The organism is Variovorax sp. E3 (assembly GCF_016082275.1).
Classification (GTDB): Bacteria; Pseudomonadota; Gammaproteobacteria; order Burkholderiales; family Burkholderiaceae_C; genus Variovorax.
In genome coordinates this window covers 1-16,635 of the sequence record NZ_MOWM01000028.1, presented here as the reverse complement: position 1 = coordinate 16,635, position 16,635 = coordinate 1, and the positions used below count along the sequence as shown (strand labels likewise).

The following is a 16,635-nucleotide window of genomic DNA, read 5'->3' as shown; positions in this document are numbered from 1 at the left end:
CTCTAGACTTGGGGCACGTAACCTGCGTGTTGCGCGGGTAACGCCCGCCATCCGGCGGGTTTCGCACTGCCTGGAACCCCCATGAAACTGCGCCTGAAACACCTCGCCCTGGCCCTCGCGACCGCCGCCGGCCTTGCCACCTCCGCCACGCCGCTGTGGGCCCAGCAGAACGACAGGCCCCTGCGCCTCGTCGTGCCCTTCGCCACCGGCGGCGCGCAGGACGTCATCGCCCGCTACCTGGGCGCCAAGCTCACCGACAGGCTGGGCCAGCCGGTCATCATCGACAACAAGGCCGGCGCGGGCGGCATCGTGGCCGCCGACGCGGTGGCCAAGGCGACCGACGGCGCCACCGTGCTGCTGGCCACCGGCGGCGCGGTCACCATCGCCCCGCACCTGCAGGCCAAATTGCCCTACGACCCGGTGCACGAACTGGTGCCGGTGGCGCTGGTGGCCGACACGCCGATGACGCTGTCGGTGCGCACCGAAAGCCCCTACAAGACCGTGGCCGATGTGCTGCGCGACGCCAAGGCCCGCCCGGGCCTGGTCACCTACGCCTCGACCGGCAACGGCACCGTGTCGCACCTGACCGGGGCGCTGCTGGCCCAGGCCGGCGGCGTGAACCTGCTGCACGTGCCCTACCGGGGCGCCGCGCCCGCCATGACCGACCTGCTGGGCGGGCAGGTGGCGACCATCGTGACCAGCGTGGCCTCGATCGAGCCCATGGTCGCCAGCGGCAAGGCGCGCGTGCTGGGCACCTTCTCTCGCGTGTCCCTCCCCAGCATGGGCTCGGCGCCCACCATCGGCGAGGCCACCGGCCTGCCGGGCATGGAAGTGCCGGTCTGGGTCGGCGTGATGGCACCGGCGCGGATGCCGGCGGCGAGCATCGAAAAGCTGTCGGCGGCGCTGGTCGAGGTGTGCAACCTGCCCGAGACCAAGCAGCGCTTCGCCCAGTTGGGCGCGGTCAACACCTGCGGCGGCCCGGCCGCGCTGGGCAAGGTCGTGACGGAAGACAGCCAGCGCTGGGCCAAGGTCATCAAGCAGGGCGGGATCAAGATTGACTGAAGTTCGCCAGGGCGGAAGCTACCGCGTCGGCATCGCCGGCACCGGGGCGATCGCGCTGGCCAGCGCGGCCTGGCTGCGGCAGGCGGGGCACGGCGTAACCGTGTGGTCGCCCGGGGGCCGGGGCGCCGAGGCGCTGCGTACCCAAGCGCTGGAAGCCAGCGGCGTGCAGTCGTTTTCGGTGACGGTCGAGGTCGCCGACGGCGCAGCCGGGCTGTGCCAAGCCAGCGACGTGCTGCTGCTCGCCCTGCCCGTCAACGGCCACAGGCACGTGATGGACGCGCTGTTGCCCTTCCTGCGCGACGGCCAGACCGTGATCGTCAGCTCGATGGCCTCGCTGTCGTCGCTCTATCTGCATGAAGCCGCCCGCCGCGCCGGCAAACGGATCACCGTCGCCAGCTTCGGCACGACCGTGCTGACCGCGCGTCGGGAGTCCGGCACGCAGGTCAAGGTCATGACGCGGCGCAAGGCGGTCGGCGTGTCGGCCCTGCCCGGCGCCAAGGCGGCCGAAGCGGTGGCGCTGTGCACGGCGCTCTTCGGAGAAGGCTTTTTCGTGCAGGACAGCGCCCTCGCCAGCGCCCTGGCCAACGTCAACCCGCAGTCCCACGGCCCGCTCGCGGTCTTCAACTGGACGCGCATCGAGCGCGCCGAGAACTGGCCGCAGTACCACTGCATGACCCCCGGCGTGTCGCGCGCGATCGAGGCGCTCGACCAGGAGCGGCGCGCCGTGGCGCGGGCCTTCGGCATCGAGGTCGGGCCCATCGAGGCGCATTTCGCGCGCTCCTTCGGCACCACGTCCGAGAAACTAGAGGACATCGCCGCCGAGCTGCACGCCAAGCGCGGCGGCCCGCCCGGGCCGGTGCAGGTCGACACCCGCTACGTGACCGAGGACATGCCCTACGGCCTGGCCTTCATCGAGGCGCTGGGCGCCATCGCCGGCGTGCCGACGCCCGCGACGCGCACCATCGTGGACGCGGCCTCGCTGGTCAACGGCGTCGACTTCCGCCGCGAGAACGACCTTCTCGAGCCGCTGGGCCTGGCCCGCGAAACCGTCGCGGGGCTGCTGGCCCGCCTGTAGTGCTTATGAAGCGTCGGCTTCGGGGAACACCGGCTCCCCGAGGTTGAGCATCAGCCGGTTGGCCCAGGCAAAGAGGGCCACCGAATGGACCAGGTCGAGGATTTCCAGCTCGCCCAGCCCGACCTCCTTCAGCGCCTGGATGTCGTCGGCAGACACCTTGTCGGGCTCGGCTCCGAGCCGGACCGAGAACGCGACGATGGCCTTTTCCCGCGCCGTGGTGCCGGCCGTTTCCGGCGCGTCGAACACCTGCGAGATCACGTCGTTGCGCTTGGCCAGCTGCTCGAAGCGCTGCGCATGCACCGACGCGCAGTACACGCAGCCGTTGACGCGCGATTCGACCGTGGCCCCCAGCTCGCGCTCGGCGCGCGGCATGCCGCCCGGCGCGAACATGATCGCGTTGAAGGCGATGGAGCGCTGCAGCAGTATCTCGGGCTGGTGCGCCAGCACCAGGAAGTACGGCGAGGTGCGCGCCTGCGGGCTCATCTCGTCGAGCGCCGCCAGTTGCGCGGGCGTGGCCGTGTCGACATTCACCGTGTCGAGCCACGGCTTCCACTTCAGCACGTCGGTGGTGAAGCCCTTGATGCGGATCGGGGTCGTCATGCCGAAGCCTCCACGGCGGCCAGCGCCTTCAGGCCCGCGGCAACGCGGATCTGGTACGAAAGAAATGCGATCAGCTGGCTCATCGCGACGATGGCCGGCGTCGACAGGCCGCTGTCGGCCAGCGACTGCACAGCCGCCTTGTCGCCCTCGATGGGGCGTTCGATCAGCTTGCCGGTGAATGCCAGCACGGCCTGAAGGCGGGTGTCACCGACTGGCCGGCCGCTCGCGACCGCCTCGACCAGCGCGCCGTCCGCGCCCTCGGCCACGAGCCGGTCGCGGTAGTGCGCGGCCAGGCTCTCGGCCTTCGAGACACGGCAGGCATGCAGCGCAACCAGCAGGCGCTCGGCCACGGAGAGGCCTTCGACGGCCGGCGAGAACATCGCGTCGTAGCTGCCCTGCGTCGCGGCAACGACCTTGTCGCGCTGGCGCCGCAGCGCCCAGGTGGCCTGGTCCGGCGCCAGCGCAACGGCGGCGTCGATCACATCGGGAGTGGTGAGGGTGGTCATGGGGTCAGTTTCTTTCTTGCGGCGGCAGCGCGGGCGTCCATTCGTCGCCGAACAGCTCCGGTTCGGCATAGGCCTCGATGTTGGCCCAGTGGTGGTCGAAGTCCTCACGGTAGAACAGGCCGGCCATGCCGCTCGCGAGCCGCTTGGCGCCGTCGCTGATGGCCGGGATGTCGCCCGACACCGTGCCGTGCGACAGCGCCGCCGGGTAGCAGAAGCAGTGGATGCGCCCGAGCCCCGGGCATTCGCCCGCCGCGCGCTCCTGGAATTCGAAGGCCGGCCCGAGGTCGGGCGAGTCGGCCAGCTCCTGGTCTTCGTCGCCTGGGGCGGGCACGAAGCGGTCTTTCCAGGTGCGCACATGGGCGGCGATGGCCGCGAATTCGGGGCGGTTCGGCCAGTCGACCTTGAAGCCGGTCGAGACGATCAGGAAGTCGAATTCGAAATCGCCCTTCGGCGTCGACACACGCATCGCCTCGCCCTGCGGCGTGATCGACAGGATCGGGCAGCCGAAGTTGAAGAACGCATTGGGGTGGCCCGACACGCGCAGCGTGCTGCCGTGCGGCGGCGGCACGTTCGCCACGTTGATGTAGTGGCGGATGCGCCACTTGAGTTCGTCCGGCAGGTCGTAGTGCCCCTGCGTCAGCCCCGGCACGCCCGCGCCCTTGCCCTTGTTGACGCGCGGCAGGTCGGGCCGGCGGATCAGCAGCTCGACGCTGTGCGCGCCGGCCTCCAGCGCGGTGGCCGCGCTGTCCATGGCCGAGGAACCCGCGCCGACCACGCCCACGCGCAGGCCCTGGAGCCGGCCGTAGTCCATGTCGTCGGAGGAATGCGCCCACTTCGAGTGCGGCAGCGCGTTGACGAACGCCGGAACGGCGGGGCCGCCGAGGCCGTCGCGCCCGGTGGCGAGCACCACGCGGCGCGCCAGCACGCTGCGTTCGCCTTGCGGCGTGCGCAGGTCCAGGCGCACGGCCGAGCCGTCGGCCAGCGGCTGGATGCGGGTGACGGCCGTGTCGTTGCGCACGTCCACGCCCATCACGCGGCGGTACCAGGCCAGGTAGTCCATCCATTGCAGGCGCGGGATCTTGTCCATCGCCGTCCAGGCCTCCAGGCCGAACTGCGCCTCGAACCATGCACGGAAGGTCAGCGCGGGCAGCCCCAGCGCCGGGCCGGTCAGTTCCTTGGGCGAGCGCAGCGTTTCCATGCGCGCGGTGGTCGCCCAGGGCCCTTCCTTGCCCGCGGGCGAGCGGTCGAACACCACGGCGCGAATGCCCTGCTGCGCCAGCGCGACCCAGGCGGCCAGCCCGGCCTGGCCGCCGCCGATGATGGCCACGTCCAGCAGCGCCTCGCCGCCCGCCTGCCGCGCGGGCATCCAGTTGCGGCCGGGCCAGCCGAGGTAGTCGAGGTCTTGGGCGAGCCGCGCTTCGAGCGCGGCGAGTGAGGAGGCTGAATCTGAAGTCATCTTGAAAAACGGGAACGGTACGCTGCTGCGTGCAAAACGGTGCCCAGTGTAGAAAGCTTCACGGGGCGCCGAAGGATCATCGCGCGGCGCGCAAGCCAGTACCACTGGCCCGAATCTCGCATGCCACAATGTTTTTCGACCACAGGGGCAGGCATGGGACGCAGCGAAAAAAGCAACAGCAACGGCAGCGAATGGTGGCGCGGCGCGGTGATCTACCAGATCTACCCGCGCAGCTTCAACGACAGCAACGGCGACGGCATCGGCGACCTGCCCGGCATCACGGCCCGCCTCGACCACGTGGCGGCGCTCGGCGTCGATGCGGTCTGGGTCTCGCCTTTCTTCCGCTCGCCGATGAAGGACTTCGGCTACGACGTGTCCGACTACCGCGCGGTCGACCCGCTGTTCGGCACGCTGGCCGACTTCGACGCCATGCTCGCGCGCATGCATGCGCTGGGGCTCAAGCTCATCATCGACCAGGTGCTCTCGCACACCTCCGACCAGCACGCCTGGTTCGCCGAAAGCCGCGGCTCGCGCGACAACCCCAAGGCCGACTGGTACGTGTGGGCCGACCCCCGACCCGACGGCACGCCGCCCACCAACTGGCTGTCGGTGTTCGGCGGCTCGGCCTGGCAATGGGACGCGCGCCGGCGCCAGTACTACCTGCACAGTTTTCTTGCCGAGCAGCCCGACCTCAACTTCCACTGCGCCGAGGTGCAGGAGGCGCTGCTGGGCGAAGTGCGCTTCTGGTGCGAGCGCGGCGTCGACGGCTTCCGCTTCGACGCCTGCAACCACCAGTTCCACGACGCGCTGCTGCGCGACAACCCGCCGGCCTCGCTCGCGTCGATCGACGAGGTCAGCACGGTGCGCGCCGACAACCCCTATGCCATGCAGCAGCACCTGTACGACAAGAGCCAGACCGAGAACCTGGCGTTCCTCGAAAGCCTGCGTCGGCTGCTCGACGGCTACGGCGCGGTGGCGCTGGGCGAGGTCGGCGACGAGAACGCGCCGCCCGTCATGGCGCAGTACACCGAACGCGGCAAGCGCCTGCACCTGGCCTACAGCTTCAGCCTGCTCACGGCCGACCACAGCCCCAAGCACCTGCGCCACCAGGTCGAGGCGCTCGACAGCGCCCTGGCCCCCACGGGCGGCTGGGGCTGCTGGGCGGTGTCGAACCACGACGTGCCGCGCGTCGCCACCCGCTGGAGCGACGGCGCCCCCGCCGACACGCGGCGCGATCGGCTCTGGCTGACGCTGCTGCTCACGCTGCGCGGCAGCGCCAGCATCTACCAGGGCGAAGAACTCGGCCTGCCCGAAGCCGAGGTACCGTTCGAACGGCTGCAAGACCCGTACGGCCGCGCCTTCTGGCCCGAGTTCAAGGGCCGCGACGGCTGCCGCACGCCGATGCCGTGGACGGCCGAGGCGCCGAACGGCGGCTTCACCACCGGCTCGCCGTGGCTGCCGGTGTACGGCCCGCACCTGCCGCTGGCCGTCGCGCGGCAAACCGACGACGCCGCTTCGATGCTCGCCTTCAGCCGCGCCCTGCTGCACTGGCGCCGCACGCACCGCTGCTTCGCACCGGCGCCATCGCCTTCTTCGACGCGCCCGAGCCGCTGCTGCATTTCGAGCGCCGCGACGGGAACCAATCGCTGCACGCCGTCTTCAATCTGGGGAGCGAGCCGGTGTCGATGCCGTTGCCCGGCCGGTTGCAGCCGCTGGTCGGACAACCGCTGGAGAGCACCGCCGTCGTGCAGACCGTGAACGAAAAGCGCATGCTGGTGCTGTCGCCTTATGGCGTCTTCCTCGGCACGCCCGCCGAAGAAGGACAGAGCTGACCGCCATGCCCCTGAAGCCGTTGCCCGAATCCGAAATCCGCGCGCTCATGCGTGCCGAGCACGGCGACCCGTTTGCCGTGCTGGGGCCGCACGAGACCGCCGAAGGCCTCGAAGTGCGCGCGCTGCTGCCCGGCGCGCAGCGCGTGGCGGTGGTGCATTCGCGCACCGGCTGGCCGCTGTCGATCCTGGCGCGGCACGGCGAGACGGACCTGTTCAGCGGCCTGGTGCCTGCGGCCGAAGCCCGCATGGGCTATTCGTTCCAGGTCGACTGGGACGCGCACACCTCGCGGCTCGAAGACCCCTACCGCTTTCCGTTCGTGCTGGGCGACACCGACATCTGGCTGCTGGCCGAGGGCACGCACCTGCGCCCCTGGGAACAACTGGGCGCGCACCTGCGCGAGATGAACGGCGTCAAGGGCGTGGCCTTCGCGGTGTGGGCGCCGAATGCGCGGCGCGTGTCGGTGGTCGGCGACTTCAACAACTGGGACGGCCGGCGCCACATGATGCGGCTGCGCCGCGAGTGCGGCGTGTGGGAGATCTTCGCGCCGCACGTGTCGGTCGGCGACACCTACGAATTCGAAATCCTCTCGGCGCAGGGCGAGGTGCTGCGCAAGGCCGACCCGTTCGCGTTCTCGGCGCAGCTGCGTCCCGACACCGCCTGCGTGGTGCAGCCGCTGCCCGCGCCCGTGAAGATGCCCGAGGGCCGCGCCGCCGCCAACGAGCGCCACGCGCCGGTCAGCATCTACGAAGTGCACCTGGGCTCGTGGCGCCGCAAGAACAACGGCCACGAATGGCTCGACTACCGCGAGCTGGCCGACACGCTGGTGCCCTATGCGCGCGACATGGGCTTCACGCACATCGAGCTGCTGCCGATCAGCGAGCACCCGTTCGACGGCTCCTGGGGTTACCAGCCGATCGGGCTGTACGCGCCGACCTCGCGCTTCGGCACGCCGGGCGACTTTCGCCATTTCGTCGAGGCCGCGCATGCCGCAGGGCTGGGCGTGATCCTCGACTGGGTGCCCGCGCACTTTCCGACCGACGCGCACGGCCTGGGCCGCTTCGACGGCACCGCGCTCTACGAGTACGCCGACCCGCGCGAAGGCTTCCACAACGACTGGCAGACGCTGATCTTCAACTACGCGCGCACCGAGGTGCGCAACTACCTCGTCGGCAACGCGCTCTACTGGCTCGAGCGCTACGGCGTGGACGGCCTGCGCGTGGACGCGGTGGCCTCCATGCTCTACCGCGACTACAGCCGCAAGGCCGGCGAGTGGGTGCCCAACACGCTCGGCGGGCGCGAGAACCTGGAGGCCATCGACTTCCTGCGCCGCATGAACCGCGTGGTGGGCGTCGAGCGGCCCGGCTCGATCACGCTGGCCGAAGAATCGACCAGCTTCCCCGGCGTGACACGTCCGCCCGAGGACGGCGGCCTGGGCTTCCACTACAAATGGAACATGGGCTGGATGAACGACACGCTGGCCTATGCCGGCACCGACCCGGTCTACCGCAAGCACCATCACCAGAAGATCACCTTCGGCCTGATGTACGCGCACACCGAGAACTTCGTGCTGCCGTTGTCGCACGACGAAGTGGTGCACGGCAAGGGCTCGATGATCGGGCGCATGCCCGGCGACGAATGGCAGAAGTTCGCGGGCCTGCGCAACCTGTACGGCTACCTCTGGGCGTACCCGGGCAAGAAGCTGCTGTTCATGGGCGGCGAGTTCGCGCAGTACGCCGAATGGAACGCCGACCGCAGCCTCGACTGGCACCTGCTGGAGCACGCGTCGCACCAGGGCGTTCGGCGGCTGGTGCGCGACCTGAACAACGTGTACCGGCACTTTCCCGCGCTGCACGAGCTGGACAACGACGGCGCCGGGTTCGAGTGGATCGTGCATGACGATGCGGACCAGTCGGTGTTCGCGTTCGTGCGCCGGGCGCGGGACGGCGCCTTCGTCATCGCGGTCTGCAATTTCACGCCGCTGCCCCGGCATGGCTACCGGCTGGGGGTGCCGTGCGCGGGCACGTACCGCGAGATCATCAACACCGATGGCGCGGTGTACGGCGGAAGCGGCGTCGGCAACGGCGTGGTCGAAAGCGAAGCCGTGCCCTGGCATGGCAGGGCGGATTCGGTGACCGTGAGCGTGCCGCCGCTGGCCACCGTGATGTGGGTGCTGGCGTGACCGGGCCGCGCGCATGCTGAGCGCCGGTTCGCCCTTTCCGCTGGGCGCCACGCCCTCGCCTCAAGGCGTGAACTTCGCGCTGGTCGCGCCGCGTGCCGACGCGGTCGAGCTCTGCATCTTCGACAGCACCGGCGTGCACGAGCAGCAACGGCTCCGGCTGCCTTCGTTCACCGATGGCGTCTGGCATGGGCTGCTGCCCAGCGCGCAGGCGGGGCTGGTGTACGGCTACCGCGTGCATGGCCCTTGGGCGCCGCACGAGGGGCAACGCTTCAACCCCGCCAAGCTGCTGCTCGACCCGTATGCGCGCGAGATCGTCGGGCGGTACGACGGCAGCGATATCTTTCTGGGCCAGGATGCCGCAAACCCGGATCAACGGGACACGCGCGACAACGGCGGTGTCGCACTGAAGGGTCGGGTCATCGCAATGGCCAACCCGTCGACAGCCCACGGCCACGCACGAATTCCGTCCAGCGAACGCGTGCTCTACGAACTGCACGTGCACGGCCAGACGCGGCTTCACCCCGCCGTACCCGCCGCGCTCCGGGGCAGCTACGCGGGCCTGGCCGAACCCGCCGTGCTCGACCACCTGCAGCGCATCGGCGTCACCACGCTGAGCCTCATGCCCGTGCAGCACCGCGCCGACGAGCAGCGCCTGCAGCGCATGGGCCTGAGCAACTACTGGGGCTACACCACCATCGGCTGGTTCGCGCCCGAAGCCCGCTACTGGAGCGGCCGCCCCGGCACCACGCCCGCCAGCGAATTCCGCGCCATGGCCGACGCCATCCACGCACGCGGCATGGAGCTGGTGATCGACGTCGTCTACAACCACAGCGCCGAAACCGACGAGCTCGGCCCCACCCTCTCGCTGCGCGGCATCGACAACGCCCTGTACTACCACCTGCGCCCCGACGACCGCGCCCTCTACGAAAACTGGGCCGGCACCGGCAACTGCCTGAACCTCGGCGAGCCGCGCGTGCTGCAGCTCGTGATGGACAGCCTGCGCTACTGGGTCTGCGAGATGGGTGTCGACGGCTTTCGCTTCGACCTCGCGCCCGTGCTGGCACGCAACGCGAAGAGCGGCTTCGACGCGCGCGCGCCCTTCCTCGCGGCCATCGCGCAAGACCCGGTGCTGTCGCGCACGCTGCTGATCGCCGAGCCCTGGGACCTCGGCCCCGGCGGCTACCGGCTGGGTGAGTTCCCGCCCGGCTGGCTCGAATGGAACGACCGCTACCGCGACACGCAACGCGGCTTCTGGCTGCGGCAAGCGCACGACGACAAGGCCGGCCTCGGCGACTTCGCGCACCGCTTCACCGCGTCGAGCACGCAGTTCGCGCACGACGGCCGCGCGCCGACCGCCAGCGTCAACTTCGTCACCGCGCACGACGGCTTCACGCTGCGCGACCTCGTGAGCTACAACGAGCGCCACAACCTCGCCAACGGCGAGGACAACCGCGACGGCCACGGCCACAACATGAGCAACAACTGCGGCGTCGAGGGCCCGAGCGACGACCCCGCCGTGCTGGCCATGCGCGACCGGCTGCGGCGCGCGCTGTTCGCCACGCTGATGCTCTCCCAGGGCACGCCGATGCTGCTGGGCGGCGACGAGCTCGGCCACACGCAGCAGGGCAACAACAACGCCTACTGCCAGAACAACGAGACCACCTGGCTCGCCTGGATCGGTGCCGCGTCCGACCCCACGAGCGACGCGGCCCGCATGAGCGCCTTCGTGACGCGCCTGGCCGCCCTGCGCCGCGAAGCGCCCGCCCTGCGCAGCACGCGCTGGTGGCCGGCCGAGCCCGCCGCGGGCACGGCGGCCGGCATCCGCTGGCTGCGCCCCGACGGCGAGCCGATGACGTCCGGCGACTGGCAGACGGGCACGGCCCTTGCAATCCTCTTTCCGGGGAGTGATGCAACAAATGCAAACAAAGCAAGCGCATGGCTGGTGATGGTGAACGCAGGGCCCGACACCGTGCCGTTCAAGCTGCCTGCGGGCACCTGGCGCCTGTGCCTGTCGAGCGACCCCGCGCACGATCCGGCGGACGTGGCGCAAGCGCTCGGCGACACGGCACAAGTGCATTTTTCGAGCCTCTGGATTGCAAGAACGTAGAAGCCAGCCGCAAGGCGCGGTGCTAGTCTCGATGCAGAAACTCTGACAACGAATTCCAACAAGCGAACGAACGGAGACTTCAGGATGGACAACTTCACACCGCAAGCGCCACAGCAGCAACAACAAGAGCTGCAGGCCCACCAACTGGTCCGCCGCACCATCGCCCTGGTGCTGGCCGGCGGGCGAGGCTCCCGCCTCAAGCAGCTGACCGACCGGCGCGCCAAGCCGGCCGTGTACTTCGGCGGCAAGTTCCGCATCATCGATTTCGCGCTGTCCAACTGCCTGAACTCCGGCATCCGGCGCATGGCCGTGGTCACGCAGTACAAGTCGCACTCGCTCATGCGCCACCTGCAGCGCGGCTGGAGCTTCTTGCGCGCCGAGCTCAACGAAATGGTCGACGTGCTGCCCGCCCAGCAGCGCGTGGGCGACGAGCACTGGTACCGCGGCACGGCCGACGCCGTGTTCCAGAACCTCGACATCATCCAGACCCGCTCCACCAAGCACGACTACGTGGTGGTGCTGGCCGGCGACCACATCTACAAGATGGACTACTCGCTCATGGTCAAGGACCATGCCGAGCGCGGCCTGGGCTGCACCGTCGGCTGCATCGAGGTGCCGCGCATGGAGGCCACGGCCTTCGGCGTGATGGCCGTCGACGGCGACCGCAACATCACCGAGTTCCTCGAAAAGCCCGCCGACCCGCCCGCCATGCCCGGCCACCCCGACGTGGCGCTGGCCAGCATGGGCATCTACGTGTTCGACTCCGAGTACCTCTACCAGCTGCTCGAGGAAGACAGCATCAACCCCGACTCGAGCCACGACTTCGGCAAGGACATCATTCCGCGCGCCGTGGCCCAGGGCCGCGCGCTGGCGCACCCGTTCGGCATGTCGTGCGTCACGCGGGCCTCGCGCGGGCCGGGCGCCAAGACCTACTGGCGCGACGTGGGCACGATTGATGCATTCTGGGCAGCCAACCTCGACCTGGCCGCCATCACCCCGGAGCTCGACATCTATGACACGGACTGGCCCATCTGGACCTACCAGCGGCAGCTGCCGCCGGCCAAGTTCGTGCTCGACCGCCACGGCCAGCACGGCATGACGGTCAACACCATCGTGTCGGGCGGCTGCATCGTCTCGGGCTCCAAGGTCAGCAGCTCGGTGCTGTTCTCGGGCGTGCGGATCCATTCGTTCTGCGAGATCAACGAGGCCGTGCTGCTGCCCGACGTCGAGGTCGGCCGCGGCTGCCGGCTCAGCAAGGTGGTGATCGACCGCGGCTGCGCGATTCCCGACGAGATGGTGATCGGCGAGGACGCCGAGGCCGACGCCGCGCGCTTCGAGCGCACCGAGAACGGCGTGGTGCTGGTCACGCGCGAAATGCTCAAGCGGCTCGTGGCTGCCTGACACCGAGCCCCCGAACACGATGCGAATCCTCCAGGTCAGCGCCGAACTCTTTCCCCTGCTCAAGACCGGCGGCCTGGCGGACATCGCCGGCGCCCTGCCCCTGGCGCTCATGGCCGCGGGGCAGGACGCGCGCGTGCTGCTGCCGGGTTTTCCGGCCATCGTCGCGGGCGTGCGCGAGCAGGCGCCGGTCGCCGAATTCAACGCCCCCTGGGGCGAGCGCTTCACGCTGCGGCGCGGGCACGTGGCCGTCAGCGGCACGCCGGGCATACCGGCCTACGTGATCGATGCCCCAGCGCTCTACGACCGCCCCGGCAACCCCTACGAAGACACCGCGCGCCAGCCCTACGGCGACAACCACCGCCGCTTCGCGCTGCTGGGCTGGGCGGCGGCGCAGCTCGCGCGGGGCCTCGACCCGTCGTGGCAGCCCGAGGTGGTGCACGCCCACGACTGGCACGCCGCACTCGCGCCGGCTTACCTGCACTTCGCGCAGCAGGCCGGCGCGCCCCGCGTGGGCAGCGTGTTCACCGTGCACAACCTGGCCTACCAGGGCCTGTTCGCGCCCTGGAACTTCGCGGACGTGGGCCTGCCCGGCCCCGCGTTCCAGATGAACGGCGTGGAATACCACGGCCAGCTCTCGTTCATGAAGGGCGGCCTGTGCTACGCCGACCGGCTCACCACGGTGAGCCCTACGTACGCGCTGGAGATCCAGACGCCCGAGCAGGGCTGCGGCCTCGACGGCCTGCTGCGCCAGCGCAGCGGCGTGCTGACCGGCATCCTCAACGCGGTCGACGACCAGGTCTGGAACCCCGCGACCGACCCGGCCCTGGTGCAGGGCTATCACACGCCCGAAGGCCGCCACATGGCGGGCAAGGCGCGCTGCAAGTCGGTGCTGCAACATCAGCTCGGCCTGGCCGAACGGCCCGATGTGCCGCTGTTCATCCTCGTGAGCCGGCTCACCGAGCAGAAGGGCCTGCACCTCGTGCTCGACGGGCTCGACGCGCTGCTCGCCCAAGGCGGCCAGCTCGCGCTGCTGGGCAGCGGCGAGGGCTGGCTCGAAGAGGCCTTCCGCCAGCGCGCAGCGGCCGCACCCCAATCGGTCAGCGTGACCATCGGCTACAGCGAAACGCTCGCGCACCAGCTGTTCGGCGCGGGCGACGTGACGCTGGTGCCTTCGCTGTTCGAGCCCTGCGGCCTCACGCAGATGTACGGCCTCAAGTACGGCAGCCTGCCGCTGGTGCGCCGCGTCGGCGGGCTGGCCGACACGGTCGTCGACAGCACGCTCGAGGACCTGGCCAGCGGCGACGCCACCGGATTCGTGTTCGATCGCTTCGACGTTGCCGGCTACGAACGCGCGGTGCGCCGCGCCTTCGCCCTCTACCAGCGCGCGCCGGACTGGCGCCGGGTTCGCGGCCACGCCATGCGGCGTCCGGCCGACTGGGGTACGGCGGCCGCGCAGTACATCGACGTTTATCGGCAGGCGCTGGGATGAACACCGGATTTCTGGGTCATTCAGGGCGCGGTCACGCCGACGGCGTGCTCTGCTCCGCGAATGTCCCCCGCCCTTCGGGCTCCTCCTTTATTTCGCTGCGCAGAGCACACCATCGACGTGACCACCCAGAGCCGTCGTTGATCGGCGAGCACCAGCCGCGTGCCCAAGTGCACAGGGCATCGGGTGTCCCCCGCAGCGAAATAAAGGAGGAGGCCGCAGGCCGGGGGACATTCGCGGAGGGGGACACCCGGTGTCCTGTGCACCCGCCCCAGAAGCACCTTCGACAAAACACCGCGCCCGCTCAATGCCTGGGCCGACACAACACCACTCACCTCGAGAGCGCTCACCATGACGATCAAAGACTTCGCCTACGACCATCCCGACCGCGACGTCGCTGCCTTCAAGCGCGCGGTGGCCAACAAGCTGATCTACGCGGTCGGCAAGGACCCCGTCGCCGCCAGCCAGGACGACTGGCTCAACGCCACCTCGCAGGCCGTGCGCGACCAGCTGGTCGAACGCTGGATGATGACCACGCGCGCCAACTACGCGCAGGACCTGAAGCGCGTGTACTACCTCTCGATGGAATTCCTCATCGGGCGCACCTTCACCAACGCGCTGCTGGCCGTCGACCTCTACGACACCGTGCGCGAGGCGCTGGCCGACTTCGGCGTCGACATGGACGCCCTGGCCGAACGCGAGCCCGATGCTGCCCTGGGCAACGGCGGCCTCGGCCGGCTGGCGGCCTGCTTTCTCGATTCGATGGCCACGCTCGGCGTGCCCGGCATGGGCTATGGCATCCGTTATGAATACGGCATGTTCCGCCAGCGCATCGTCGACGGCCAACAGGTCGAAACGCCCGACTACTGGCTCACGCGCGGCAATCCGTGGGAGTTCCAGCGGCCCGAAGTGAACTACCGCGTGCGCTTCGGCGGCCACGTGCAAAAGCGCGAAGGCACCAATGCCCCCTACGGCGCGGCCGACTGGGTCGACACGCACGACGTGCGCGCCGTGGCCTACGACACCATCATTCCCGGCTACGGCACGCAGGCCACCAACACGCTGCGGCTGTGGTCGCGCGCGCCACCGAGGAAATCGATCTCTCGGCCTTCAACCGCGGCAACTACATGGGCGCGGTCGAGAGCAAGAACCAGTCGGAGAACGTCTCGCGCGTGCTCTACCCCGACGACTCCACGCCCTCGGGCCGCGAGCTGCGGCTGCACCAGGAATACTTCTTCTGCAGCGCCAGCGTGCAAGACCTGCTGCGCCGCTACCTGCGCAACCACAAGACCTTCGAGCAGCTGTCCGAAAAGGTCAGCATCCACCTGAACGACACGCACCCCGTGCTGGCCGTGCCCGAACTCATGCGCCTGCTGCTCGACGAGCACGGCCTGTCGTGGGACGAGGCCTGGGCCCATACGCAAAAGGTGTTCAGCTACACCAACCACACGCTGATGCACGAGGCGCTGGAAACGTGGCCGGTCGAGATGCTCGGCCGCATCCTGCCGCGGCACCTGCAGATCATCTACGACATCAACGCGAAGTTCCTGGCCACCGTGACGCAGAAGGTCGGCAACGACGTCGAGTTGATGCGCCGGCTGTCGCTGGTCGACGAGGCCGGCGAGCGGCGCGTGCGCATGGCCTACGTGGCGGTGCTCGCGAGCCATTCGATCAACGGCGTGTCGGGGCTGCACTCGGAACTGATGAAGCAGTCGATCTTCTCGGACTTCGCGAAGATCTTTCCCGAGCGCTTCAACAACAAGACCAACGGCGTCACGCCGCGCCGCTGGCTGGCGCAGGCCAACCCGCCGCTGGCGGCGCTGCTCGACCAGCGCCTGGGCAAGGGCTGGCGGCGCGACCTGTCGCAGCTGGAGGCCATCAAGCCCATGGCCGCGCAGCCGGCCTTCGTGCGCGCCTTCCGCCATGCCAAGCGCGAGAACAAGCTACGGCTGGCCAACTGGGTCGAGCAGCACCTGAAGATCGACCTGGACACCGACGCGATGTTCGACGTGCAGGTCAAGCGCATCCACGAGTACAAGCGGCAACTGCTCAACGTGCTGCACGTGGTGGTGCGCTACCACCGTATCCTCGACGCGCAGGCCACGGGCGCGCCCGTCGACATCGTGCCGCGCGTGGTGGTGTTCGCGGGCAAGGCCGCTTCGGCGTACGTGATGGCCAAGCTGGTGATCCGGCTCATCAACGACGTGGCGAGCACCATCAACGCCGACGCGCGCGTGGGCAAGCTGCTGAAGGTGGTGTTTTTGCCGAACTACAGCGTGAGCCTGGCCGAGATCATCATGCCGGCGGCCGACCTGTCGGAGCAGATCTCGACGGCGGGCACCGAAGCCTCGGGCACCGGCAACATGAAGTTCGCGCTGAACGGTGCGCTGACCATCGGCACGCTGGACGGCGCCAACGTGGAAATGCGCGAGAACGTGGGGCCCGAGAACATCTTCATCTTCGGCAACACGACGCCCGAGGTGGCGGACATCCGCGCGCGCGGCTACCAGCCGCGCGACATCTACGAAGCAACGCCGAACTCAAGCGCGTGCTCGACGCAATCCGCGACGGCGCGTTCTCGCCGGGCGAGCCGTCGCGCTACCAGGGCATCTACGACGCGCTGGTGAACTGGGGCGACCACTACCTGCTGCTGGCCGACTACGCGAGCTACGTGGCCAAGCAGGCCGAGGTCGATGCGCTGTACCGCGACCCGGACGCGTGGATGCGGATGGCGATCCTCAATGTGGCGGGCATGGGCGCGTTCTCGTCGGACCGCACGATTGCGCAGTACGCGCACGAGATCTGGAACACCAAGCCGGTGGTGCTGGGCTGAAGGACTGCGGGGAAGTTTCTCCCTCCCCTTCCGGGGGAGGGCGGGGGTGGGGGCACGACGGCCTCGACCACTGAATGGCGCTCGTTGGGCGCTGCCC

The 16,635-nt window shown here is 69.5% G+C and carries 9 protein-coding genes and 2 pseudogenes; 8 read left to right on the top strand and 3 right to left on the bottom strand.

Translation table 11 applies throughout. The annotated features are described in order from the left end of the window. Positions 1–81 precede the first annotated feature (81 nt). Positions 82–1,062, top strand: a complete 981-nt coding sequence (locus tag BMG07_RS12800) for a tripartite tricarboxylate transporter substrate binding protein (protein ID WP_198084889.1) — start codon at positions 82–84, stop codon at positions 1,060–1,062. Continuing rightward, entirely contained in the window at positions 1,055–2,137 is a 1,083-nt protein-coding gene (locus BMG07_RS12795; RefSeq protein ID WP_198084888.1) for an NAD/NADP octopine/nopaline dehydrogenase family protein, read from the top strand. Before BMG07_RS12800 ends, BMG07_RS12795 begins: the two co-directional genes overlap by 8 nt. A gap of 3 nt (positions 2,138–2,140) precedes the next feature. Here the strand turns inward: BMG07_RS12795 and BMG07_RS12790 are convergent, their stop codons facing one another. Genes BMG07_RS12790 through BMG07_RS12780 form a run of 3 tightly spaced genes read right to left on the bottom strand, consistent with a single transcriptional unit; the run spans position 2,141 to position 4,699 of the window. After that, positions 2,141–2,737, bottom strand: coding sequence for a peroxidase-related enzyme (locus tag BMG07_RS12790; protein ID WP_198084887.1), 597 nt, complete (start codon positions 2,735–2,737; stop codon positions 2,141–2,143). Beyond that, entirely contained in the window at positions 2,734–3,243 is a 510-nt protein-coding gene (locus tag BMG07_RS12785; protein WP_198084886.1) for a CMD domain-containing protein, read from the bottom strand. The genes BMG07_RS12790 and BMG07_RS12785 overlap by 4 nt, the downstream gene beginning before the upstream one ends. Positions 3,244–3,247: 4 nt before the next feature. Then, on the bottom strand, positions 3,248–4,699 hold the full coding sequence (locus tag BMG07_RS12780) for an NAD(P)-binding domain-containing protein (RefSeq protein WP_198084885.1): 1,452 nt from the start codon (positions 4,697–4,699) through the stop codon (positions 3,248–3,250). A gap of 153 nt (positions 4,700–4,852) precedes the next feature. Between BMG07_RS12780 and BMG07_RS12775 the strand changes: the two are divergent. The 6 genes and pseudogenes from BMG07_RS12775 (at position 4,853) to BMG07_RS12750 (ending at position 16,538) form a co-directional block, all read left to right on the top strand. After that, a pseudogene (locus BMG07_RS12775) lies at positions 4,853–6,531 on the top strand (alpha-glucosidase). A gap of 5 nt (positions 6,532–6,536) precedes the next feature. Next, positions 6,537–8,711 carry a 1,4-alpha-glucan branching protein GlgB gene (gene glgB / locus BMG07_RS12770; protein WP_198084884.1) on the top strand — a complete coding sequence of 725 codons (2,175 nt, stop codon included), beginning with the start codon at positions 6,537–6,539 and terminating at the stop codon, positions 8,709–8,711. 13 nt (positions 8,712–8,724) lie between these two features. Continuing rightward, entirely contained in the window at positions 8,725–10,818 is a 2,094-nt protein-coding gene (gene glgX / locus BMG07_RS12765) for a glycogen debranching protein GlgX (protein ID WP_198084883.1), read from the top strand. Between the two features lie 84 nt (positions 10,819–10,902). Further along, on the top strand, positions 10,903–12,219 hold the full coding sequence (glgC, locus tag BMG07_RS12760; protein WP_198084882.1) for a glucose-1-phosphate adenylyltransferase: 1,317 nt from the start codon (positions 10,903–10,905) through the stop codon (positions 12,217–12,219). Positions 12,220–12,238: 19 nt separating this feature from the next. Further along, on the top strand, positions 12,239–13,708 hold the full coding sequence (gene glgA, locus BMG07_RS12755; RefSeq protein ID WP_198084881.1) for a glycogen synthase GlgA: 1,470 nt from the start codon (positions 12,239–12,241) through the stop codon (positions 13,706–13,708). 348 nt (positions 13,709–14,056) lie between these two features. Next, positions 14,057–16,538 (top strand): annotated as a pseudogene (locus BMG07_RS12750) (glycogen/starch/alpha-glucan phosphorylase). Positions 16,539–16,635 lie beyond the last annotated feature (97 nt).

Coding starts and splice junctions, on each gene's coding strand:
- glgB (WP_198084884.1), top strand. CDS start 6,537: ATGCCCCTGAAGCCGTTGCCCGAATCCGAAATCCGCGCGCTCATGCGT.
- glgX (WP_198084883.1), top strand. CDS start 8,725: ATGCTGAGCGCCGGTTCGCCCTTTCCGCTGGGCGCCACGCCCTCGCCT.
- BMG07_RS12790 (WP_198084887.1), bottom strand. CDS start 2,737: ATGACGACCCCGATCCGCATCAAGGGCTTCACCACCGACGTGCTGAAG.
- glgA (WP_198084881.1), top strand. CDS start 12,239: ATGCGAATCCTCCAGGTCAGCGCCGAACTCTTTCCCCTGCTCAAGACC.
- BMG07_RS12780 (WP_198084885.1), bottom strand. CDS start 4,699: ATGACTTCAGATTCAGCCTCCTCACTCGCCGCGCTCGAAGCGCGGCTC.
- BMG07_RS12800 (WP_198084889.1), top strand. CDS start 82: ATGAAACTGCGCCTGAAACACCTCGCCCTGGCCCTCGCGACCGCCGCC.
- glgC (WP_198084882.1), top strand. CDS start 10,903: ATGGACAACTTCACACCGCAAGCGCCACAGCAGCAACAACAAGAGCTG.
- BMG07_RS12785 (WP_198084886.1), bottom strand. CDS start 3,243: ATGACCACCCTCACCACTCCCGATGTGATCGACGCCGCCGTTGCGCTG.